Consider the following 21,653-nt stretch of genomic DNA (forward strand, 5'->3'; position numbering starts at 1 on the left):
ATGAAATATTATATCGGTATCGATTTAGGTGGTACAAACGTAAGAACATTATTAGTGGATGAACATGGTGAATCTTATAGTGAAGTTAAAGGACCTACTGAATGTGAAAATGGTCCAGATTATGTATGTGATAAAATAATAAAACAAATTGAATCATTGGATACATCTGTATGTGGTGGTTTACAAGGTGTTGAAGGTATTGGAATTGGTGCTCCAGGACCAGTAGATACAGAACTTGGAATTATGATTATGGCAAGTAACTTACCAGGATTTGAAAACTATCCAGTTTGTCATAAATTAAAAGAAAAATTTGGATTACCAACTTTTATTGATAATGATGCAAACGTGGCTGGTTTAGCTGAAGCTGTTTTAGGAGCTGGAAAAGATTATAGAACAAATTACTTTATTACTTGTTCAACAGGAGTTGGTGGAGCTTTTGTTGTTGATAAAAAATTAGTATCTGGTGGTAGAGGACATGCTGGTGAAATTGGAAACATGATTCTTGTACCAGGTGGGTATAAACAAGGTGCTTTAAACCCTGGAGCTGTTGAAGGAGAAATTTCTGGTACGGCTCTTACAAGAAAAGGTAAAGAAGCAAAAGGTGATTTAGTAAAACATGCAGGTGATGTTTTCAAATTAGCTGCTGAAGGTGACGAAGCTTGTCAAAAAATTGTTGAAGAATTTATTGATGGTTTCTCAACTTTACTCGCAAATGTTGCACATACAGTTGATCCACATTGTTTTGTTTTAGGAGGAGGGGTATTTAAATCAAAAGCCTATTTCTGGGATGAACTTGAAAAAAGATTCAACAGTAAAATTCACGTAGGTATGAGAAATCATATTCCTCTATTATTTAAAGAAATTGATGACTGTGGTGCAATCGGTGCTGCTATGTTACCAATGTCTCAATTAGATTAATTAGAAAAAGTGACTCCACTATATTTTATAGTGATAGGTCGACCCCATAACAATTTAAATATTCGAAATAGCCCCATTAGGGGCTATTATTGTGTCTTAATGTTTTACTTTAATTTTGTTTTTGATATAATACACGAGAAGGAGGACGGTTATGAAAAAAAGAGTCGTTTTAGGATTAAGTGGAGGTGTTGATTCTGCTGTTGCTGCTTATTTATTAAAAGAACAAGGATATGAAGTTATTGGTGTATTTATGAGAAACTGGGATAGCCAATTAAATAATGATATTTTAGGTAATCCCACAAATGATAACGATATTTGTCCTCAAGAACAAGATTATAACGATGCAAAAGCAGTTGCTAAACATCTAGGTATAGAAATTAGAAGAGTTGATTTTATTAAAGAATATTGGGATAAAGTTTTTACCTATTTTATTGATGAATATACAAAAGGAAGAACACCAAACCCTGATATTTTATGTAATAAGCATATTAAATTTAAAGCATTCTTAGAATATGCTGAAGAATTGAATGCAGATTATATCGCAACAGGTCATTATGCGCGAGTAGAACACCATAAAGGAAAAGATTCTGTAATGCTTAAAGGGATTGATCAAAATAAAGATCAAACTTATTTTTTATGTCAACTCAATCAAAAACAATTACAAGCTTCTTTATTTCCTTTAGGAAATATTACAAAACAAGAAGTTAGAAAAATTGCGGAAGATTTAAATCTACCAGTTGCTCATAAAAAAGATAGTACAGGTATTTGCTTTATTGGAGAAAGAGATTTTAAACAATTCTTACAAAACTACATTCCTGCTAAATCAGGAAAGATGGTCGATATTCAAACAGGTAAAGTGATTGGTGATCATATTGGTATCATGTACTATACAATTGGACAAAGAAAAGGTTTAGGTATCGGTGGTTCTGGTGATGCTTGGTTTGTTGTAGGAAAAGATTATGATCAAAATATCTTATATATTTGTCAAGGAGATCAAAATGATTGGTTAATGTCAACAGGAGCACTTATTACAGATGTTAACTGGATTCCAAGTATTAAACCAGAAGAAGGATTTAAATGTTGTACAAAATTTAGATATCGTCAAAAAGATAATCCAGTGACACTTACGTTCATTGATGAAACAACTGTTAAATTAGAATTTGATCAACCTGTTAAATCAGTCACTCCTGGACAAGCTGCTGTTTTCTACAAAGATGATGTTTGTTTAGGTGGCGGAACAATTGAAAAAGTCTATAAAGACGGAAAAGAGATTGAATATTTGTAATGATTAAATATACAGGATTTATTCGAAAGATTCGCTATTATAGTGAATCTTCTCATTATATCGTGGCTTTATTAGAAGTTGAAGAGGAACAAAAACTGATTACGATGAATGGCTATATGTCAAATTTTAATGAGTATGATAAATATCTTTTTTATGGTAATTATGAAATTCATCCTAAATATGGACAACAATTGAAACTTGATCACTATGAAGTTGTTTTAAGTACAGATGAAGATGAAATGATTAAATATCTTTCAAGTCCTTTGTTTAAAGGAATAGGACCAACCCAAGCAAAATATATTGTTGATGCTTTGGGTAAAGATACTCTTACTTTAATTAAAGAAGATAAACATCATTTAGATAATGTTAAAGGAATGACAGCTGTTAAAAGAGATCATATCTATGAAGTTTTAACGGCTAATGATTATGACCAAGAAGTGATTCAGTTTTTTATGGGACATGGTATATCTATGAGATATATAGGTATTATTCAAGAAACATATAAAGAAAAAACATTAGAAGTTCTACAAAATCATCCTTATCAATTAATAGAAGATATTGATGGAATTGGCTTTAAAACAGCGGATGAACTTGCATTAAAATTGGGCGGTTCTAAAGAAAGCCCAGAACGTTTAAAAGCTGCAGTTTTATATAGTGTTAAAAGGGGATGCTTTGATTCGGGAAGTACGTATATGCTTTATGATGAAATAAAAAAAGCATACCATAAAAATATTGGATATATTGACGAAAGTGTTTTTAATGAGTATTTAGAAATATTGGTTGATGAAGGATTTGTGATTCAAGAAGGTGAATTATATTATGATAAAGAACTTTATGACAGTGAAGAAATTATTTCTAGTTTTTTAAAGAAAATTAACAGCTATCCTGAAGAACATTATGATGAAAAAGAAGTAGGAAGACTTCTTACAAATTTTCAAGATAAATTTGGCATAGAATATTCCAAAAAACAAAAAGAAGCTATTGATTACTTTTTGAAATATCCCATGATGATTTTAACAGGTGGACCAGGAACAGGGAAAACAACGACAGTCAAAGCTCTTATTCGTATGTATCGCTCGCTTTATCCAAATGAAAGTATTTCATTAGTAGCCCCAACGGGAAGAGCAGCAAAAAGATTGAGTGAACTTACAGGATTAGAAGCTTGTACAATTCATCGAGAATTAAAATGGGATCTTCATAAAAATACATTTGCGATGAATAAAAATAATCCATTAAGTAGTGAAGTGTTGATTATTGATGAGTTTTCAATGGTTGATAGTTTGCTTTTATCAAAATTATTTGAAGCGTGTCGAAAAGTCCATAAAGTACTTTTTATTGGGGATTATCATCAATTACCATCGGTGGCTCCAGGTAATGTATTAAAAGATTTTATAGAAAGTCATTTAAAAGTGATTGAACTTGATGAAATCTATCGCCAAGCAAAAGATTCAGGAATTGTTCAGCTAGCACATCAATTGATTCATCAAGAAGTGCATGATTTGTCTCTTTTTGACCAATATAAGGATATCAATTTTTTTAACAGTACAAATTTTGAAGTCGTTAAAAATGTGGTCATGATTGTAAAGAAAGCTATTGAAAGTGGCTATGATCAAAATGATATTCAAGTGCTTGCCCCTATTTATAAAGGAGTAGCGGGAATCGATGCTTTAAATCTTGCTTTACAAGAAGTCTTTAATCCTAAAGAAGATCAAGATGAATATCGTATAGGGCAAACTGTTTATCGTGTTGGTGATAAAATTTTACAAACAAAAAATAGACCTGATGACGATGTTTATAATGGGGATATTGGTGTACTTGTAGAAATAGGGCGTAAAGATGGTTTTGAGTATTTAGAAGATACGCTTATTGTTGATTTTGATGGTAATTTTGTAGAATATACATCAAAAGATTTTTTAACTTTTACCTTAGCATATTGTATGTCTATTCATAAAGCACAAGGAAATGAGTTTAAAATTGTGATTATGCCTGTTTTAGATGACTATTATATTATGCTTAAAAGAAATTTAATTTATACAGGACTTACAAGGGCAAAACAATCTTTATTTATTTTAGGAAGTCCTAAAGCTTTTTTATATGGAATTCAAAATGTAAAAGATACTAAAAGAAAAACAACATTGACTTCAAAAATAAATCAAGAACAATCCTTAAATCTTTATGATTTTTTAGAGGAAGAAGAATCATCTCTAGGTGAAACTGTAGATGAATCAGGCTATCAAGAAGATTTACCTTTTGAGGATGTGCCTTTTTAAAAGGTATGTTTAAAAAAAGAAAAGCCATACTACAATAGAGGTGATAAAATGAAACGTAATAATATTATTATGGCATTGACCCTTACATCATTAGCACTTCTATTTAGTGAAACAGAATGTGGTTGTCATGTCATGGAAACAATTAAAGAAAAAATGTAAGATATTGAAATGTTTTTCTAATTCGTGTATAATGCAAATAAATCGTTGAAAAAGATCAGTACTATATAGAATATTTTAGAGAGAACATGGTGGGTGAAAATGTTTATAGGATATATAGGAAAGCTACTTTGGAGAGTAATTAATGATTACCGTAGAACTGCGTTAAAGTTTAATTAAGGGCATGTATTATACATGAACTAGGATGGTACCGCGATAAAGTCGTTCCTAGATGAGGACGACTTTTTATATTGTCAAAAAAAGGAGAAAAGAAATGAAACAATTAACAGGAAATCAAGTTAGACAAATGTTCTTGGATTATTTCAAATCAAAAGGACATATGATTGAACCAGGTGCATCACTTATTCCACATAACGATCCAACACTATTATGGATCAATGCCGGAGTTGCTGCACTAAAAAAATATTTTGATGGTAGTGAAAAACCAGCATGTAATCGTATTGCTAATGCTCAAAAATCAATTCGTACAAACGATATTGAAAATGTTGGTAAAACAGCAAGACATCATACTTTCTTTGAAATGTTAGGAAATTTCTCTATTGGAGATTATTTCAAAGAAGAAGCAATTCCATTTGCATGGGAATTTTTAACAAGCCCAGAATGGATTGGTTTTGATAAAGAAAAACTTTATGTTACTGTTTATACAGATGATGAAGATGCTTATCGTATTTGGACAGAAGTATGTCATGTAGATCCAAGTCATATTTTAAAAACTTATGAAAACTTTTGGGAAATTGGAGAAGGTCCAGGGGGACCTGATTCAGAAATCTTCTATGATCGTGGTGAAAAATACGATCCAGAAGGTTTAGGAGAAAAATTATTCTTTGAAGAAATGGAAAATGATCGTTATATTGAAGTATGGAATGTTGTTTTCTCTCAGTATGATTGTAATCCAGCCATTGATCGTAAAGAATATAAAGAACTTCCACAAAAGAATATTGATACTGGTATGGGACTTGAAAGATTAGTAAGTATTATTCAAGGTGGAGAAACAAACTTTGATACAGATTTATTCTTACCAATCATTCATGCAACTGAAAAATTAGCCAATGTTTCTTATGAAGAAAACAAAATGGCTTATCGTGTTATTGCTGATCATATTCGTACTGTTACTTTTGCTTTAGCTGATGGGGCAATGTTTGATAATGCCGGTAGAGGATATGTTTTAAGACGAATTTTAAGACGTGCTGTTCGTTATGGTAAACAAATTGGTATTGAAAAAGCATTTATGTATGATTTAGTACCATTAGTTTGTGATATGATGAAAGAATTTTATGATTATTTACCAGAAAAACAAGATTTTATTTCAACAATGGTTAAAAAAGAAGAAGAAGCTTTCCATAAAACATTATTAAATGGTGAAAAATTATTAAAATCATTAATTGATAAAAATGAAAATGGAGAAATTAGTGGAAAAGATGCTTTCAAACTTTATGATACATATGGTTTCCCATTTGAATTAACATTAGAAATTGCTGAAGAATCAAACTTAACAGTTAACAAAGAAGAATTTAAAGAAGAATTAAAAGTTCAACAAGAAAGATCTCGTGCTTCACGTGATAGTAATGAATCAATGGCAAGTCAAAAACCTGATTTAATGGCTTTTGTTGAGCCTTCAACATTTGTTTATGATCCTACACCAATTCAAGGAAAAATTATTGGATTATTCAAAGATGGTGTTAAAACAGATGAAATCACAGATAAAGGAGAAGTTATCTTTGATACAACTCCATTCTACGGCGAAATGGGTGGACAATGTGGTGATACTGGATTAATAGATAACGAAACAACACATGCCAATGTTGTTAATACTTTAAATGCACCAAATAAACAACATATGCATTTTGTGGAAGTAAAAGAAGGAGCTATTCATTTAGGTGATATTTTTACATTATCAATTGATCAACAAAAACGTCGTCAAATTACAGCAAACCATAGTGCAACACATATCTTGCAAAAAGCATTACAAGAAACTTTAGGAGATCATATTAGCCAAGCGGGGTCTTATGTGGATGATAAACTTTTAAGATTTGACTTTACTCATTTTGAAAAAATTTCTGCTGAATTATTAAAAGGAATTGAAGAAAAAGTAAATCAAATTGTTTTTGAAGGACGTCCTGTTGTTATTAAAAATATGTCAAAAGAAGAAGCTTTAGCTTCAGGAGCAATGGCTTTATTTGATGAAAAATACGGAGATGTTGTTCGTGTTGTCAATATTGGAGATTACTCTATTGAATTATGTGGTGGTTGTCATGTTTCAAACAGTTCTGAAATTGGTTTATTTAAAATCGTTAGTGAAGAATCTATAGGTAGTGGAATCAGACGTATTGTGGCTCAAAGTGGATTAGCTGCTTATAATGCAATGGTTCATGAAAAAGAAACAGTAGATACAATTGCATCTACATTAAATCTTAAAAATAGAAAAGATGTTGTAAGTAAAGTTGAATCATTAAAAGAAGATTTAAAACAAGCAAAAGCAGAAGTAGAACAATTATCAGCTAAATTGAATGCAATCCAAGCTGCTTCAAAAGCAAATGATATTGAAGAAATCAACGGGGTTAAAGTTCTTTATGTTGAAGAACAATTAGAAAATGCAAAAGCAAAACAATTAACATTTGATTTTAGAGATCAATTAGAAAGTGGTATCGTTGTTTTAGTTTCAAAATATGAAGAAAAATGTTCATACTTTGTATCTGTTTCAAAAGACTTAGTGGGTCAATACAAAGCTGGAAATATCATTAAGGCAATCAATGAAGTTGTTGATGGCCGTGGTGGTGGAAAACCTGACTTTGCTCAAGGTGGATGTGCCATCAATGATAATATTTCAAAAATCAAAGGTGCTTTAAAAAATATTTTGTAATTTAATACAGTATACGGTATAATATATAGCATAGAAAAGAGGGTGAGTTAGATGGAAGATTTAACAAAAACAAGAGTATTTAGTTCAGAAGATATGCGTAGAGAAATGATACGTAGTAATCTCAAGACAGTCATTGATGCTTTAAATGAAAGAGGATACAATGCTGTTCATCAAATTGCAGGTTATCTCATATCTAATGATCCTGCATACATTTCGTCTCATAAAAATGCAAGAAATATTATTCAACAAATTGAAAGAGATGAAATTATCGAAGAATTAGTAAAATCTTATTTGGAGAAAGAATAATGAAAAAAGTATTAGGTCTTGATTTAGGGTCTAGAACTTGTGGTATTGCCATGTCTGACATTCTTGGAATGATTGCACATGGTGTAGAAACGTTTCGTTTTAAGCCTGACGATTATTTAACATGTGCAAAACATGTTAAAGAAATCGTAGAAGAAAATGATATTGAAACAATTGTTTTAGGTTTACCAAAACATATGAATGGTGATATTGGTGAAAGAGGACAAATTTCAATTGAATTTAAAAAACAATTAGAAGAAATGATTGAAGGAATCAATGTGATCTTAATAGATGAAAGATTAACAACGGTCGTTGCTGAAAATCAACTTCTTTTTGCGGATGTATCAAGAAAGAAGAGAAAACAAGTGATTGATAAAATGGCCGCAGTTGCTATTTTACAAGGATACTTAGATAGAGGATAGAATATGGATAATAATACAATTGTTGTAACAGATGAATTGGGAAATGAAGTAGAATACGAAATTTTATTTACATTTGAAAATGAAGAAAATGGACATAAATATGTTGTTTACTTTGATCCTGAAAAAGATGAGCCTGAAGCACAAGCTGCTATCTATGATGAAGAAGGTGGATTATTCCCAATTGAAACTCCTGAAGAGTGGGAACTTGTTGAAGAAGTGTTCCAATCTTTTGTTTCAGAAGAAGATGAAACAGAATACTGTGAAGGAGAAGATGAAGATTGTAATTCATAAAAGCTAATGAAAATTAGCTTTTTCCTTTTAAAGGATATCAAAAGTTCATAGTCAAATATTAAAATAATCAATGAGGTGAAAAAAATGGCATTTAATTTATTTGGAGGAAAAAGAAGAATTACGAAAGGTTTTTTCGCAAATTCTTTAGGAAATAAACAAACAAGAGGAATTTATACATTCCAAATTGACGTAGAAAATGGAGAGCTGATTTTTAAAAAATACTTTGTAACACCAACAGATCCATGGTATGCCTTTAATTATGGTCGTTTTTCATGTGTTACTTATAGAAATAGAACAGGTTCTGTTGATGATGGAGGAATTTGTTCTTATGCAGCAACAGCTGAAACTTTAGCGCTTGCTTCACGTGTGACAGATAAAGGTAAAACGTATATTCATGCTTGTGCTAATGGGGATGTAGAAACAGCAAATAAAGTTTTCTGTGTTGATTATTTTAATAGTGAAATTTCAGTAATTTCTATTGAAAAAAAGAAACTTTTAAAATGTATTTCGCACTTTAAATTAAATGGAAATGGGAAAGATCCTATCAAACAAGCACAACCTTATCCAACTTATGTAGGTTTCTTACCTGATGAAAATAAACTTTATGTCGTATGTTTAGGGTTGGATCAAGTATGTTTCTTTGATGTTAGCGAAGATGGAACTTTAACATTGGACAATGTTCATACATTACAATTAGAACCAGGATGTGGTCCTAAAAAAATGATTTTCAATCAAAAAGGAAACCGTGCTTATGTTATGAATGAACTTAATAGTACAATCTGTGTTTATAAATACGATCATCTAAACTTTGAGTTGATTCAAACAATTGATAGTTATCCTAAAGAAGATGATCCTGAATTAGTAAATTCTTTAAGTGATATTAAACTCAATAGTGATGATAGTCATTTATATGCTATTAATAAAGGACATGATTCACTTGTACTTTTTGAAGTTAATGAAGATGGAACACTTACCTATATTGATTTTGAAGATACTTCTTATGATCCAGTAGATATGCTTGTTTATAACGAAGAAGGAAATGAATGGATCGTTGTGGCTTGTCAAAAAGGCGGTATCGTTGAATCATATCGTTTTGGTAAAGAAAAAGGTGGACAAGTTTATGAAACAGAATATTGCTGTATGGTCAATGAACCTATTTGCTTAACACCATTTGTTAATAATTTCTAAGGCAACTTGTTTGCCTTTTTTTCTTTGGTTGAATCTCGACAAAAAATAACATATAATGATACAAGGTGAGGACTCGATTATGGAAAAAATAAAAAAATTGAATGTAAAGATAAAAATAGCAATGGGCTGTGTAATTGTACTTCTAATTTTAGTTTTAGGAAGTTTTGCGTTTTATCATAATGGAATCAAAGCAGTTTCTTCTAAAGATAAAGAAGTCATTGTGACAATTCCTAAGGGAAGCAGCGGAAGTAATATATTAGAAATTTTAAATAAAAAAGATTTATTAAAAAGTCCAATGTGTGCCAAAATATATTTAAAATTAAATAGTTATGATTTTAAAAGTAATGTTTATATTTTAAATAAAAATATGGATTTAGAAGAAATCATGATAATTCTAGAAGGAAATGATAAAGAACACATTTCTAATACAAAAATAACGGTTTTAGATGGTCAAACAATTCCTGAATATGCCAAAATTATTGCTAAACAAACAGGAATAGATGAAAATAAAATTTTAGAAAAATGGACAGATCAAGCTTATTTAAAGAAATTAATCAAAAAATATTGGTTTTTAACAGATGATATTTTAACAGATGGAATCTATTATCCATTAGAAGGTTATTTTGCTCCAGAAACTTATTTTTTAACACAAGAAGATAATATAGAAAGTATTACAAAAATGATGTTGGATCAAATGGAAAAACATCTTCAAAAATATAAAACACACATTGAAAGCTTTAAAGTAGGAAATCAAACATTATCGATTCATCAATTTATGACGCTTTCATCCATTGTTCAAAGAGAGTCACCAACCAATAGTCAAGATCAACAGCTGATTGCGGGGGTTTTAATCAACCGTTTAAATAAACAAATGCCACTTCAATGTGATGTAACAGTCAACTATGGCAATCAAGTTGTTAAGATTGCAGTAACACATAATGATTTAAGTAATGATACAAAATATAATACATATTTATATAAAGGTCTTCCTGTAGGACCAATCAGTGCAGTTTCTACAGAAATGATTCAAAGTGTTTTAAATTATAAAGAAAGTGAGTATTACTATTTCTTTGCGACACAAGATGGAAAAGTTTTATTTGCGAAAACTTATGAAGAACATCAAGCAAATGTAAAGAGTAATAAATGGTATTAAAATGAAGTATTTTGATGAAATAGAAAAAAGTGCAAGAGAAAGAAATATTCCAGTTATGGAAAAAGAAGGACTTGAGTTTTTAATTCAAACTTTTGAGGAATACCAATGTCATCGCTGCCTTGAAATTGGTAGTGCCATTGGCTATTCAGCAATGATGATGGTTTCTAATATTAATGATTTTGTCGTTGAAACCATTGAATTAGATGAAAATCGCTATCAAGAAGCTCTAAAAAATATACATGAACAACAATTAGAAAATCAAATAGAAATTCATCATGAAGATGCTCTTACAATCCCTCTTGATGATTTAAAATATCAAGAATTTGATTGTTTGTTTATTGATGCAGCTAAGGCTCAATATCAAAAATTCTTTGAAAAATATATGCCTCTTGTTAAAGAAAAAGGAATATGTATTGTTGATAATCTTGATTTTCATGGTATGATTTTTGATATTGATCATATTAAAAATAGAAATACTAAACAACTTGTTAAAAAAATAAAAAGATTTAAAGACTGGATCTTTAATCATGACGAATATCAAGTTACCTATTATGGTGTAGGTGATGGAATCTGTGTAATAAAAAGGAAGTGAAATACGTGTCTTTAATTGTTAATATAAATAGTTTATCTTATCTTTATGATTATCTTGATTTGGGTGTTGAACATTTTATTGTAGGAACAACACAATTTTCTTGTCGTCAAGCTTTGACGCTTGATTATAAACAAATTGTAGAAATCAAAAAAAAATATCCAAATATCAAATTATTTGTACTTGTTAATGCTTTAGTAGAACAAAAATATCTAGAAGATTTAAAAAAACATTTAAGAAAGTTATATGAATGTCAAATAGAGGGAATTATTTTCCAAGATTTTGCCGTTCTACAAATCTGTAATGAAGAAAAATATGCATTTGAAAAAATATATGATCCAGAAACTTTAAATACCAATCATCAAACTTTAGCTGTTTTAAAAGAACAAGGAATAGACGGAGCTTTTTTAGCACGAGAAATTCCTTTAAAAGAAAAACAAATGATTGAACAAAAAAGCTCTATAAAAACCATGGTACAAATTCATGGTGTTGAATATATGGCTTATTCAAAAAGAAAATTATTATCAAATTATAAAGAATTTACACATTTAGATTTTCCTGTAGATAAAGAAGCTCAAATAGAAATTAAGGCCAATGGAGTCGATGAAAATTGTCATATTTATGAAGACTTTTATGGAACACATATTACGTCAACCAATCAAATGTGTGCCCTTGACATTTTAAATCAATTCTTAGATTTTGATTATTTATTAATTGATGGACAATATATTAGTGAAACAAATTTATTAGAAATCGTTCATCTTTATAAACAAGGCTTAGATGCCATTTCAAACAATACGTACAACAAAGAATCCCTTGAATTGATGCAATTACTCTATCGTTTAACACCAAATATTCATTATTATCATAGTTTTTTATTTGATTCGACGGTTTATAAAATTGCCGATGTAAGAAAGAGAGAAGAAAATGAGAGAAGTTAGTCAAATTATTAATGGAAAAAGAATCATTGTTAAAAAGCCTGAATTATTAGCGCCAGCAGGAAACTTAGAAAAACTAAAAGTGGCTATCCTCTATGGTGCAGATGCAGTGTTTATTGGGGGTAAAGAGTTTTCTTTGCGTTCAAGTGCTTCTAATTTTTCTTTAGATGATATTAAAGAAGCTGTTGAATTTGCGCATGCACATCATGCGGCAATTCATGTGACATGTAATATTATTTTACATGAAGATAATTTAGAAGGGTTAGAAGATTATCTTTTAAAATTAGATGAAATTGGGGTTGATGCCATTATTGTAGCGGATCCTTATATCATGTCACTGGCTAAAAAATTAAACTTAAAATTAGAAGTTCATGTTTCTACACAACTTTCAACCATGAATACCAGTGCGATTCGTTTCTATGAAAATTTAGGAGTTGATCGTGTCGTTTTTGCTAGAGAAGTGGATTATCAAGATTTAAAAGAAGTTAGAGAAAAAGTGGATATTGATTTAGAATATTTTATTCATGGAGCCATGTGTATCCATTATTCAGGAAGATGTATGCTTTCTAATTACTTTTCTAGACGTGATGCCAATCGTGGAGGATGTTCGCAATCATGCCGTTGGTATTATGATATTTTTGAAAAGGATCAACAATTGAATCATGATGAAATTGTACCGTTTAGTATGTCAAGTAAAGATATGTCACTCGTTGATGAATTGCCTAAGCTTATTGAATTAGGAGTTGATTCTTTTAAAATCGAAGGAAGAATGAAATCTCTTCATTATATTGCTACTGTTGTTTCAACTTACCGTAAATTGATTGATACTTATTGTGCTGATCCAGATCACTTTAATAAAGAAGGTTATCGTAAGGAAATTGAAAAAGCAGCGAATCGTGCTTTATGTACAGGATTCTTTAAAGATTTTCCAAACAGCCAATATCAACTTTATAATCAAAGAGATGAACATCCAACACAAGATTTCTGTGCGCGCGTTCTTCATTATGATACTTCAAAACAAGAAGCGATGATTGAACAAAGAAACTATTTTAAAGTGGGAGATACAATTGAATTTTTCTCACCACACCATGAAAATATTTTAATTCAAGTAAAAGAAATATATAATGAAGATAGAGAAGCAGTAGAAGTAGCAAATCATCCAATGGAAATTCTTTATTTAAAATGTGAGCAACCATTGTCTGAATTTGATATGGGAAGGAAGGTTTTAACAAATGAAAAATAGTATTATTATTGGTATTGCTGGAGGAAGTGCTTCGGGTAAGACATCTATTTCTAGACAAGTGTATGAATTTTTTAAAGGAAGTCATACAACATGTATTATCAAACAAGATGATTATTATAAAGATCAAAGTCATCTTTCTTTTGAAGAAAGAGTTAAAACAAACTACGATCATCCTTTTGCCTTTGATAATGACTTACTTGTAGAACAATTAAAGCAACTTAAAGAAGGTAAATCAATTTCTAAACCAACTTATGATTATACAATGCATACAAGAAGTGATGTAGTAGAAACAATTACCCCAAGAGATGTTTATATTCTTGAAGGATTATTTGTTCTTTATGATGAAAAAATCAGAGAAATGTGTGATATTCTTGTATTCGTTGATACAGATGCGGATATTCGTTTTATTCGTCGTTTAAAACGTGATATTGAAGAAAGAGGACGTTCTTTAGATTCTGTTTGTAACCAATATTTAGAAACAGTAAGACCAATGCATGAACAATTTGTTGAACCTTCAAAGAAATACGCGCATATTATTATTCCTGAAGGGGGAAATAATACAGTTGCAGTTGATTTGTTAATTACTAAAATATCCAGTGTTATTGATACAAAGGAATAATTATGTATTGTACAAGGTGTGGTCAACAAATAGAAGAGGGAGCACGTTATTGTCCTTATTGTGGAGAAAAAATTTATAAGGAAGAATATACGTATGATCAAGCTCCTATTTATTCAAGAAGCATTCCAATAGCCATTATTTTATCAATTGTAACTTTTGGTATTTATGGACTTTATTGGCTTTACTCACTTGCTAATGACATTAATACTTTAACTCATCAAGAACAACCATCAGGATTTAAAGTTCTTGTTTTGACAATTATAACTTTAGGTTTTTATGAACTTTATTGGCTTTATAAAGCAGGTGAAAGAATTAATGAGTTTCAACTGGAAAGAGGAATAATCAGTGATAATTATCGCTCTCTTGTTTATTTGATTTTAGGAATTTTAGGATGGAATATCATTGCATGGGCTTTTATTCAAAATGATTTGAATAAATATGCTTATGATTCATAAAATAGGACTAGATATTTAGAGATGAATATGCTATATTATTGATTACGAGGTGACTTAAAATGGATAAAGATAAAGTATTACTTACGAAATCTGGTGTAGAAAAACTTGAAGAAGAAAGAGATAATTTAATTAATGTTGAAAGACCTAGAGTCATTGAAGAATTACAATTAGCTCGTTCTCAAGGTGACTTATCAGAAAATGCTGATTATGATGCAGCTAGAGATAAACAAGCTCAAATTGAACAAAGAATCAAAGAAATTGAATACATGCTTCAAAATGCTGAAATCATTTCTGAAGAACAAATGGATTTAAATGTTGTTAAACCAGGGACAACAGTTACAATTTTAGATTTATCTTTAGATAATCCTGAAGAAGAAAAATATACAATTGTTGGTTCTTTTGAAACTGATCCAGTCAATGGTAAAATTTCAAATGAATCTCCACTAGCAAAAGCACTTATCGGTCATGGTGTCAATGAAATCGTGACAGTAGGGGTTGCTGAAGCATACGATGTTAAAATCGTTGATATTGAATTTACTGTATAGAAAACAACATTTATTGTTGTTTTTTCTTTATATATAAAAGTAGAAAATAAAGAATTAAAAGCCAAAGTGGTTTTAATAATAATGTAAATTTGAATTCTTGAAAATGAAAAATGATTTGTATGATTAAATAAATAAAAGGGAAAATAAGGCCATGGATCCATGGTTTTTCTTTTACATTTTTAAAGAAAAACAAAGTAAAAACACTTAACAAAAAATAATTCATTATAATTAAAAGAATGTTATAAACAAAAGATGAAACATGCATAAAGGAAAGTAAAACAGCCATAATAAAACTAACTAAAAAATAACTTACAAATAAAAAGAAATAAGCCAATAAATAAGGCATCATTATTTTTTTCATAGAAACCTCCTATTAAAGAATATGAAAAAACAAAGTAAGTAGAACGGAGAAAATATGTTTAAAGTCTTTATTATCAGTGTTTTCCTTTATGTCTATCTCACAATCTTATTAAGACTTTTTGGTAAAAAAGAATTTAGTCAACTTAATGTCTTTGACTTTGTTGTTTTTTTGGTTATTGCAGAAATCACAACTATGTCTTTAGAAAGTCAAGAATTATCTGTGATAGAAAGTGTTATTGCGACAATTACACTTATTGTTTTAGATCGCGTTGAATCATTTATTACTATGCGTTCTAAAAAACTAAGAGATTTTTTTGAAGGAAGACCTTGTTATATTATTTATAAAGGAAAAATTCAATATCAAAACATGAAAAAACTGAGATATAGCATTGATGATCTTTGTCATCATTTAAGGGTAAGTGATATTGATAGTGTATCTAAAGTTGATTTCGCGGTATTAGAAACCAATGGATCACTTTCAGTCATTACAAAACAAGATAGCCAAACCCATTTACCAGATGCTTTAATTAGTGATGGTACAATCAATGAAGAAGCTTTACAGCTTTTAAATAAAGATGTGTCGTGGCTAAAAAATGAACTAAAGAAAAAACACATTTCTCATATAGAAGATGTGCTTTATTGTATCTTAGAAAAAAATGGTTTATATGTCATAAAAAAATAATCAGCCAAGAAGAACATCCAACATCATCATAATCATAAAGCCTACCATAAAACTCATTGTACCTACATCGATTTCTTTTAATGCATTGGCTTCAGGAATAAGTTCTTCAATACAAACAAACATCATGGCTCCGGCAGCAAAGCTTAAAGCAAAAGGAAGAATGCTACTAAAAACTTGGGCAAAGAGAAAACCAAACAGGGCACTTGGTATTTCTACAAGGGCAGAAAACTGTCCATACATCATGGCTTTAAAACGAGATAAGCCACTTTCATGTAAAGGTAAAGAAATTGCTGTTCCTTCAGGAAAATTTTGAATACCAATCCCAATAGATAAAATAAGTGCAGGTAATAAATTACTTTTAACACCTGCAATGGCAATGCCGACTGCTAAACCTTCGGGAATATTGTGAAGTGTCATAGCGAGTAAAAGAAGCTTGTTTTTAGAAAGTTTATTTTGAGGACCTTCTTTTTGATGAGAAATAATGTGTTCGTGAGGTAAAAACTTATCGCACAGTCTTAAAAAAAGTCCTCCAATAAAAAAGATAATAGGGATTAAAAAGAGAAGAAAAAAATGATCTTGGACTTGATTGATTGCTGGAAGCAATAAGGAAAAGAAGGTAGCTGCAATCATAATTCCAGCTGCTAAACCTAAAGCACTGCTGATCAGTTTTTGACTTTTGTTTTTTACAAAATAAACCAGGCTTGAACCTAAAAAAGTCATTAACCAATTAAAAAAAGAAAGAAGAAAAGCAAGTAAAAAAAGTTGAATATTTGATAACATAAAAGACCTCCATAGTACAATATGAAGGTCTTTTTGTTTGGTATAGGCTTATCTATTGATAAAGTCATAATCACTATCATCAATTGTAATTAAGATAGCTTTTTCTGTAAGACGTTGTTTTTTAGTATCGTAAGTAGGTAAGACTGTATAGTTGACACGTTCATTTCTTTCAACTTCTTCATCATAAGCAAAATCTGCTTGTCTAAAGAAAATTGGATCATGATCATAAACAGAGATGTTGCCAAATTGATTTTGTTCATTATAGTAAACAACTTTACCTGATTTACGAACTACTAAACTATCAAGGTGAGACATGATTAAATCATACATTTCATCATAAAGTGTGCTTGAATCTTTACCTTGATATTTTTCATCAATTGTAAGTGGACATTCTTTTTGATTTTCATCACATAAAGTTTTTACAAAAGAATGAACAACTTTAATTAATAATTCATTACCATTATTTTCAACAGCTTCATTTAATCTTTGATATAAAGGAAGTTGTTCAAAGCTATATCCTTTTTCAAAGAATTCATAAAGTAAATAAGCATTTGCTTCTTTTGTTTTACCTACAGTAACATTTGTTTTATATAAAACTTCATAGAAGTTAACACCTTTAATACGATTATGTAAAGAAATAAATTCTCTGTTAGCTTCATCGTATTCTTTTAATTCTAATAAAGCACAACCTCTATAATATTTAATCCATTGTAAAGCATTATAATGCCATTTGAGTGGTGTTGCTAATGCTTGGTTTGCACATTCAACACAGGCTTTATATTGTTTTGTTTCAAATAAAGCACGTACTTTTAATCTAAAGTATCTTTCTTTAAATGATTCAAATTCTTTACCCTCTTTATTAACAAAAGGTTTATCAGATAATAATTTAATATCTAATTTATTAAGCATTTTAATCATTAAATCATAATTGATTGGTGTTTGGCTTAAAGCATATTTGATAGCTCTGTTGATTGCTGGTTCAACTGGAGAGTATTTTTCTTGTTTACAGATATTTAAAATGTCTTCTAGAATATCAAAGAAGAGATTTTCTTTTTCTTTGATTTTTTCATCATCAATATTAATAAACTTATTGTATAAAGCATATCCATATTGATTAATATATCCTTTTAAAGATGGAGCCATTTGTAAAAATGTACTTCCTACTTCAATCGCATCATCATTTCTGTTGTTGTTTTTTAATAATTTAATAAAGTCATTGGCTTCAAATTCATTGAAAGAAGCAGCATCTTCATTGAATTTATTAAAATATCTTTCAATACTTTTTAATTCGTTTTCGTTCATAAAAATCACCTCGTTCACTATTATATCATTTATTTACCATGAATAACATAAAATGTTTTTAAAAACATTTTTAATATGCTATAATAATGCAGAAAATTAAGAGGTGAAAAAATGAGTAAACAAGTGTTTAGTACAGATTTTTACGGGAAAAATCTGACAGTAGAAGTAGGAGAGTTAGCAAAACAAGCTAACGGTAGTGTTTTAGTAAGATATGATGATACAGTCATCTTATCAACAGCTGTTGCTGGAAAAGAACCAAAAAGTGTAGATTTCTTTCCACTAACAGTTACATATGAAGAAAAATTATATTCTGTGGGTAAAATTCCAGGAGGATTCTTAAAAAGAGAAGGACGTCCAAGTGAACATGGAACTTTAACTGCAAGAATGATTGATAGACCAATTCGTCCATTATTTGCAGATGGATTTAGAAATGAAGTGCAAGTTGTTAATACTGTGTTATCGGTAGATCAACAAGCTTCTCCAGAAATGGCCGCAATGTTAGGGGCTTCTCTAGCATTATGCGTTTCTGATATTCCTTTCAATGGGCCAATCGCTGGTGTTAATGTTGGTTTAATTGATGGTGAATTTACAATCAATGCTGGTCCTGAAGAAATGGAAAGAAGTTTAATCAACTTAGAAGTAGCAGGAACAAAAGATGCTATCAACATGGTTGAAGCTGATGCTAAAGAAGTTGATGAAGATACAATGTTAAATGCTTTAATGTTTGGACATGAAGCAATTAAAGAATTAATTGCTTTTGAAGAAAAAGTGGTTGAAGCATGTGGTAAAGAAAAAATCGAAATTCCATTATTTGAATTAGATGAAGCTTTAGTTCAAGAAATTACAGATTTATGTAATGATGAAATGGTTGCTGCTGTATCTATTCCAGGAAAACTTGAAAGATATGCTGCCATTGATGAAATCATGGATCGTGTAACTGCACAATATGATGAAAAAGAATATGCAGATGAAGAAACAAAAGAATCTGTCATGAAACAAGTTGGAATCATCTTACATGACTTAGAAAAAAATGAAGTAAGACGTTTAATTACTGAAGAAAAAATTAGACCAGATGGTCGTAAAATTGACGAAGTACGTCCATTAAATGCACAAGTTGATTTATTGCCAAGAGTTCATGGTTCTGCTTTATTTACAAGAGGTGAAACACAAGTTTTATCTGTATGTACATTAGGAGCTATGGGAGAAGTTCAAAAAATCGATGGTTTAGGATTAGAAGATCAAAAACGTTTTATGCATCATTATAACTTCCCACCATATTCAGTTGGTGAAACAGGAAGAATGGGTGCTCCAGGACGTCGTGAAATTGGACATGGTGCTTTAGGAGAAAGAGCTTTAGCACAAGTTATCCCAAGTGAAAAAGATTTCCCATATACAATTCGTGTTGTTTCTGAAGTCTTAGAATCAAATGGATCAAGTTCACAAGCATCTATTTGTGCTTCATCAATGGCTTTAATGACTGCTGGTGTACCAATTTCAAATCCAGTTTCTGGAGTTGCGATGGGACTTGTTAAAAAAGGTGACGATTATACAATCTTAACTGATATCCAAGGTATGGAAGACCACTTAGGAGATATGGATTTCAAAGTAGCTGGTACTAAAAACGGTATTTGTGCTTTACAAATGGATATCAAAATTGACGGTATTACAAAAGAAATCTTACAAGAAGCTTTAGCACAAGCAAAAGTAGGACGTGCTCAAATCATGGATTGTATGTTAGGAGCAATTCCTGCACCACGTGATCATTTATCTAAATACGCACCAAAAATGCATGTTATGCATATTGATCCAGAACAAATTAGAGATGTTATTGGACGTGGTGGAGAAACAATTAATGAAATCATTGAAAAATCAAATGATGTTAAAATTGATATTGATCAAGACGGTACAGTGGTTATCTACCATAGTGATCAAGAAGCCATCGACACAGCTGTTTCTTTAATTGAAAGAATTGTTAAAAAAGCTGAAGTTGGTGAAATCTATGATGGAACAATCGCACGTGTAAATGATAACTATGCATTCGTTACTTTATTTGAAGGTACAGATGGATTCTTACATATTTCTGATTGGTCTTATGAAAGAACAAGCAAAATGCAAGATGTATGTAAGGCAGGAGATGTCATCAAAGTAAAAGTTACTAAAGTTGATGAAAAAGGTAAAGTTAATGTTTCTAGAAAAGCATTACTTCCAAAACCAGTTAAAAAAGAAGAAAAAATTGAAAAAAATGAAAAATAAAATCATACTTGCAAGTAGTTCTCCAAGAAGAAAAGAACTTTTCGATAAATATGGAATAGACTATACAGTAGATTTTGTAGAAACAGAAGAAGTGTTAGACGAAAGTTTAACACTTTTTAAAAGACTAGAAAACATTGCTTTACAAAAAGCTAAACCACTTCAAATAAAATATCCAAATAATATTATCATTTCAGCAGATACCATGGTAACCTTTCAAGATGAAATGTTAGGAAAACCAAAAGATCGAGAAGACGCTAAAAGAATGCTTAATATGTTATCAAATAATAAACAAGTTGTTATTACGGCAGTATGTGTTATTAAAGATCAACAAATCACAACATTTACAGATGCGACAACTGTTACATTTAAAGAATTATCTAATCAAGAAATTGAAGATTATCTTGATACAAATGAATGGCAAGGCAAAGCGGGTGCTTATGCAATCCAAGGCATTGCTTCGAAGTTTGTAGAAAAGATTGATGGGGATTTAGAAAATGTCATTGGAATGCCAATGTATAAAGTTATCAAATATTTAGAAGCTTAACGAGAAATCGTTAAGTTTTTTCTTTACTATGATATAATTAAGTAAATAGAAAAGGTTCAAAAAGGAGGAAAAATATTATGAATAATTTTGCAGAGATTGTAAGAGTAGGCATTATTACAGGACTTGGCGTGGTTTTAATGATTATAGCTCTTTTAATAGCAAATGGGAACTCGTTTCTAACAAAAGGAATGAACAAGAAGTATACAAATGAATCTGTTAGAGATTATTGTAAGAGTAATTGTTTGGGACAAATTATTTTTTCTTTAGGTCTTATTTTAGAAGGTATCTTTTCTAAAGAAATATTTTATTATTTAGGAGTTGGATGTTTATTTTTTGGAACAATAATTATGGTGGCTGCTTCTAAAAAATTAGTAAAAAGAGTATGATGATTATATTATTCAAATGGTTCTGACATGAAATTAAAATAGTATAAATAAAAACAGATTTCACAAATATTAGAAATCTGTTTTTTTACT

Annotated in this window: 21 protein-coding genes, 1 pseudogene and 1 other annotated feature; of the genes and pseudogenes, 19 read left to right on the top strand and 3 right to left on the bottom strand. The window is 30.0% G+C overall.

Annotation, left to right across the window (positions count from 1 at the left end; translation table 11 throughout):
• The 15 genes and pseudogenes from C7U55_RS08110 to greA all read left to right on the top strand — a co-directional run bounded on the left by C7U55_RS08110 (window position 1) and on the right by greA (window position 15,256).
• On the top strand, window positions 1-918 hold the full coding sequence (locus C7U55_RS08110) for an ROK family protein (protein WP_106988130.1): 918 nt from the start codon (window positions 1-3) through the stop codon (window positions 916-918).
• 145 nt (window positions 919-1,063) lie between these two features.
• A pseudogene (mnmA, locus tag C7U55_RS08115) lies at window positions 1,064-2,203 on the top strand (tRNA 2-thiouridine(34) synthase MnmA); the annotation flags it as partial.
• Window positions 2,203-4,473, top strand: a complete 2,271-nt coding sequence (gene recD2 / locus C7U55_RS08120) for an SF1B family DNA helicase RecD2 (protein WP_106988132.1) — start codon at window positions 2,203-2,205, stop codon at window positions 4,471-4,473. The pseudogene mnmA and the gene recD2, both read left to right, overlap by 1 nt.
• 195 nt (window positions 4,474-4,668) lie before the next feature.
• Window positions 4,669-4,862, top strand: a binding site (T-box leader).
• Between the two features lie 41 nt (window positions 4,863-4,903).
• Entirely contained in the window at window positions 4,904-7,510 is a 2,607-nt protein-coding gene (alaS, locus tag C7U55_RS08125) for an alanine--tRNA ligase (RefSeq protein ID WP_106988133.1), read from the top strand.
• A gap of 51 nt (window positions 7,511-7,561) precedes the next feature.
• The gene (locus C7U55_RS08130; protein ID WP_048923973.1) at window positions 7,562-7,816 is read left to right on the top strand and encodes an IreB family regulatory phosphoprotein; all 255 of its coding nucleotides are present in this window, start codon (window positions 7,562-7,564) and stop codon (window positions 7,814-7,816) included.
• On the top strand, window positions 7,816-8,235 hold the full coding sequence (gene ruvX, locus C7U55_RS08135) for a Holliday junction resolvase RuvX (protein WP_106988134.1): 420 nt from the start codon (window positions 7,816-7,818) through the stop codon (window positions 8,233-8,235). The genes C7U55_RS08130 and ruvX overlap by 1 nt, the downstream gene beginning before the upstream one ends.
• A gap of 3 nt (window positions 8,236-8,238) precedes the next feature.
• A complete protein-coding gene (locus C7U55_RS08140; RefSeq protein WP_048923971.1) occupies window positions 8,239-8,526 on the top strand; it encodes a DUF1292 domain-containing protein in 288 nt (95 codons plus the stop codon).
• Window positions 8,527-8,610: 84 nt separating this feature from the next.
• Complete coding sequence (locus tag C7U55_RS08145; RefSeq protein WP_106988135.1) at window positions 8,611-9,714, top strand: beta-propeller fold lactonase family protein; 1,104 nt, start codon at window positions 8,611-8,613, stop codon at window positions 9,712-9,714.
• A 79-nt stretch (window positions 9,715-9,793) separates the two neighbouring features.
• Window positions 9,794-10,867: an endolytic transglycosylase MltG gene (gene mltG, locus C7U55_RS08150; RefSeq protein ID WP_239985183.1), complete on the top strand. Its 1,074-nt coding sequence runs from the start codon at window positions 9,794-9,796 to the stop codon at window positions 10,865-10,867.
• Window position 10,868: 1 nt separating this feature from the next.
• Window positions 10,869-11,459, top strand: coding sequence for an O-methyltransferase (locus C7U55_RS08155; RefSeq protein WP_106988137.1), 591 nt, complete (start codon window positions 10,869-10,871; stop codon window positions 11,457-11,459).
• Window positions 11,460-11,464: 5 nt separating this feature from the next.
• Entirely contained in the window at window positions 11,465-12,397 is a 933-nt protein-coding gene (locus C7U55_RS08160; protein WP_106988138.1) for a peptidase U32 family protein, read from the top strand.
• Window positions 12,384-13,637, top strand: a complete 1,254-nt coding sequence (locus C7U55_RS08165) for a peptidase U32 family protein (protein ID WP_106988139.1) — start codon at window positions 12,384-12,386, stop codon at window positions 13,635-13,637. The genes C7U55_RS08160 and C7U55_RS08165 overlap by 14 nt, the downstream gene beginning before the upstream one ends.
• Window positions 13,627-14,256, top strand: a complete 630-nt coding sequence (gene udk / locus C7U55_RS08170) for a uridine kinase (protein WP_106988140.1) — start codon at window positions 13,627-13,629, stop codon at window positions 14,254-14,256. Before C7U55_RS08165 ends, udk begins: the two co-directional genes overlap by 11 nt.
• Window positions 14,257-14,258: 2 nt before the next feature.
• The gene (locus C7U55_RS08175) at window positions 14,259-14,711 is read left to right on the top strand and encodes a DUF4234 domain-containing protein (RefSeq protein WP_106988191.1); all 453 of its coding nucleotides are present in this window, start codon (window positions 14,259-14,261) and stop codon (window positions 14,709-14,711) included.
• Between the two features lie 59 nt (window positions 14,712-14,770).
• Window positions 14,771-15,256: a transcription elongation factor GreA gene (gene greA / locus C7U55_RS08180; RefSeq protein ID WP_048923967.1), complete on the top strand. Its 486-nt coding sequence runs from the start codon at window positions 14,771-14,773 to the stop codon at window positions 15,254-15,256.
• A 10-nt stretch (window positions 15,257-15,266) separates the two neighbouring features.
• Here greA and C7U55_RS08185 read toward each other — a convergent pair whose 3' ends face one another.
• Window positions 15,267-15,617: a hypothetical protein gene (locus C7U55_RS08185; protein ID WP_048923966.1), complete on the bottom strand. Its 351-nt coding sequence runs from the start codon at window positions 15,615-15,617 to the stop codon at window positions 15,267-15,269.
• A 54-nt stretch (window positions 15,618-15,671) separates the two neighbouring features.
• On the opposite strand from C7U55_RS08185, the gene C7U55_RS08190 reads away from it, so the two are divergent.
• A complete protein-coding gene (locus C7U55_RS08190) occupies window positions 15,672-16,298 on the top strand; it encodes a DUF421 domain-containing protein (RefSeq protein ID WP_106988141.1) in 627 nt (208 codons plus the stop codon).
• Here C7U55_RS08190 and C7U55_RS08195 read toward each other — a convergent pair whose 3' ends face one another.
• Window positions 16,299-17,078: a ZIP family metal transporter gene (locus C7U55_RS08195; RefSeq protein ID WP_048923964.1), complete on the bottom strand. Its 780-nt coding sequence runs from the start codon at window positions 17,076-17,078 to the stop codon at window positions 16,299-16,301. It abuts the gene before it with no gap.
• A gap of 48 nt (window positions 17,079-17,126) precedes the next feature.
• Complete coding sequence (locus tag C7U55_RS08200; protein ID WP_106988142.1) at window positions 17,127-18,380, bottom strand: hypothetical protein; 1,254 nt, start codon at window positions 18,378-18,380, stop codon at window positions 17,127-17,129.
• A gap of 111 nt (window positions 18,381-18,491) precedes the next feature.
• Here C7U55_RS08200 and pnp point away from each other — a divergent pair, with 111 nt between their 5' ends.
• The 3 genes from pnp (at window position 18,492) to C7U55_RS08215 (ending at window position 21,563) form a co-directional block, all read left to right on the top strand.
• Window positions 18,492-20,633: a polyribonucleotide nucleotidyltransferase gene (gene pnp / locus C7U55_RS08205; RefSeq protein WP_106988143.1), complete on the top strand. Its 2,142-nt coding sequence runs from the start codon at window positions 18,492-18,494 to the stop codon at window positions 20,631-20,633.
• Window positions 20,623-21,177 (top strand): Maf family protein, encoded by a 555-nt coding sequence (locus C7U55_RS08210; protein ID WP_106988192.1) that lies wholly within the window; start codon window positions 20,623-20,625, stop codon window positions 21,175-21,177. Before pnp ends, C7U55_RS08210 begins: the two co-directional genes overlap by 11 nt.
• A 77-nt stretch (window positions 21,178-21,254) precedes the next feature.
• Window positions 21,255-21,563, top strand: a complete 309-nt coding sequence (locus tag C7U55_RS08215; protein WP_106988144.1) for a hypothetical protein — start codon at window positions 21,255-21,257, stop codon at window positions 21,561-21,563.
• Window positions 21,564-21,653 lie beyond the last annotated feature (90 nt).

The organism is Faecalibacillus faecis, assembly GCF_003024675.1.
Classification (GTDB): Bacteria; Bacillota_I; Bacilli_A; order Erysipelotrichales; family Coprobacillaceae; genus Faecalibacillus; species Faecalibacillus faecis.

Bases quoted from the DNA above. Each gene is read 5' to 3' on its own strand.
- C7U55_RS08110 (WP_106988130.1), top strand. From the start codon at position 1: ATGAAATATTATATCGGTATCGATTTAGGTGGTACAAACGTAAGAACA.
- recD2 (WP_106988132.1), top strand. From the start codon at position 2,203: ATGATTAAATATACAGGATTTATTCGAAAGATTCGCTATTATAGTGAA.
- alaS (WP_106988133.1), top strand. From the start codon at position 4,904: ATGAAACAATTAACAGGAAATCAAGTTAGACAAATGTTCTTGGATTAT.
- C7U55_RS08130 (WP_048923973.1), top strand. From the start codon at position 7,562: ATGGAAGATTTAACAAAAACAAGAGTATTTAGTTCAGAAGATATGCGT.
- ruvX (WP_106988134.1), top strand. From the start codon at position 7,816: ATGAAAAAAGTATTAGGTCTTGATTTAGGGTCTAGAACTTGTGGTATT.
- C7U55_RS08140 (WP_048923971.1), top strand. From the start codon at position 8,239: ATGGATAATAATACAATTGTTGTAACAGATGAATTGGGAAATGAAGTA.
- C7U55_RS08145 (WP_106988135.1), top strand. From the start codon at position 8,611: ATGGCATTTAATTTATTTGGAGGAAAAAGAAGAATTACGAAAGGTTTT.
- mltG (WP_239985183.1), top strand. From the start codon at position 9,794: ATGGAAAAAATAAAAAAATTGAATGTAAAGATAAAAATAGCAATGGGC.
- C7U55_RS08155 (WP_106988137.1), top strand. From the start codon at position 10,869: ATGAAGTATTTTGATGAAATAGAAAAAAGTGCAAGAGAAAGAAATATT.
- C7U55_RS08165 (WP_106988139.1), top strand. From the start codon at position 12,384: ATGAGAGAAGTTAGTCAAATTATTAATGGAAAAAGAATCATTGTTAAA.
- udk (WP_106988140.1), top strand. From the start codon at position 13,627: ATGAAAAATAGTATTATTATTGGTATTGCTGGAGGAAGTGCTTCGGGT.
- C7U55_RS08175 (WP_106988191.1), top strand. From the start codon at position 14,259: ATGTATTGTACAAGGTGTGGTCAACAAATAGAAGAGGGAGCACGTTAT.
- greA (WP_048923967.1), top strand. From the start codon at position 14,771: ATGGATAAAGATAAAGTATTACTTACGAAATCTGGTGTAGAAAAACTT.
- C7U55_RS08185 (WP_048923966.1), bottom strand. From the start codon at position 15,617: ATGAAAAAAATAATGATGCCTTATTTATTGGCTTATTTCTTTTTATTT.
- C7U55_RS08190 (WP_106988141.1), top strand. From the start codon at position 15,672: ATGTTTAAAGTCTTTATTATCAGTGTTTTCCTTTATGTCTATCTCACA.
- C7U55_RS08195 (WP_048923964.1), bottom strand. From the start codon at position 17,078: ATGTTATCAAATATTCAACTTTTTTTACTTGCTTTTCTTCTTTCTTTT.
- C7U55_RS08200 (WP_106988142.1), bottom strand. From the start codon at position 18,380: ATGAACGAAAACGAATTAAAAAGTATTGAAAGATATTTTAATAAATTC.
- pnp (WP_106988143.1), top strand. From the start codon at position 18,492: ATGAGTAAACAAGTGTTTAGTACAGATTTTTACGGGAAAAATCTGACA.
- C7U55_RS08210 (WP_106988192.1), top strand. From the start codon at position 20,623: ATGAAAAATAAAATCATACTTGCAAGTAGTTCTCCAAGAAGAAAAGAA.
- C7U55_RS08215 (WP_106988144.1), top strand. From the start codon at position 21,255: ATGAATAATTTTGCAGAGATTGTAAGAGTAGGCATTATTACAGGACTT.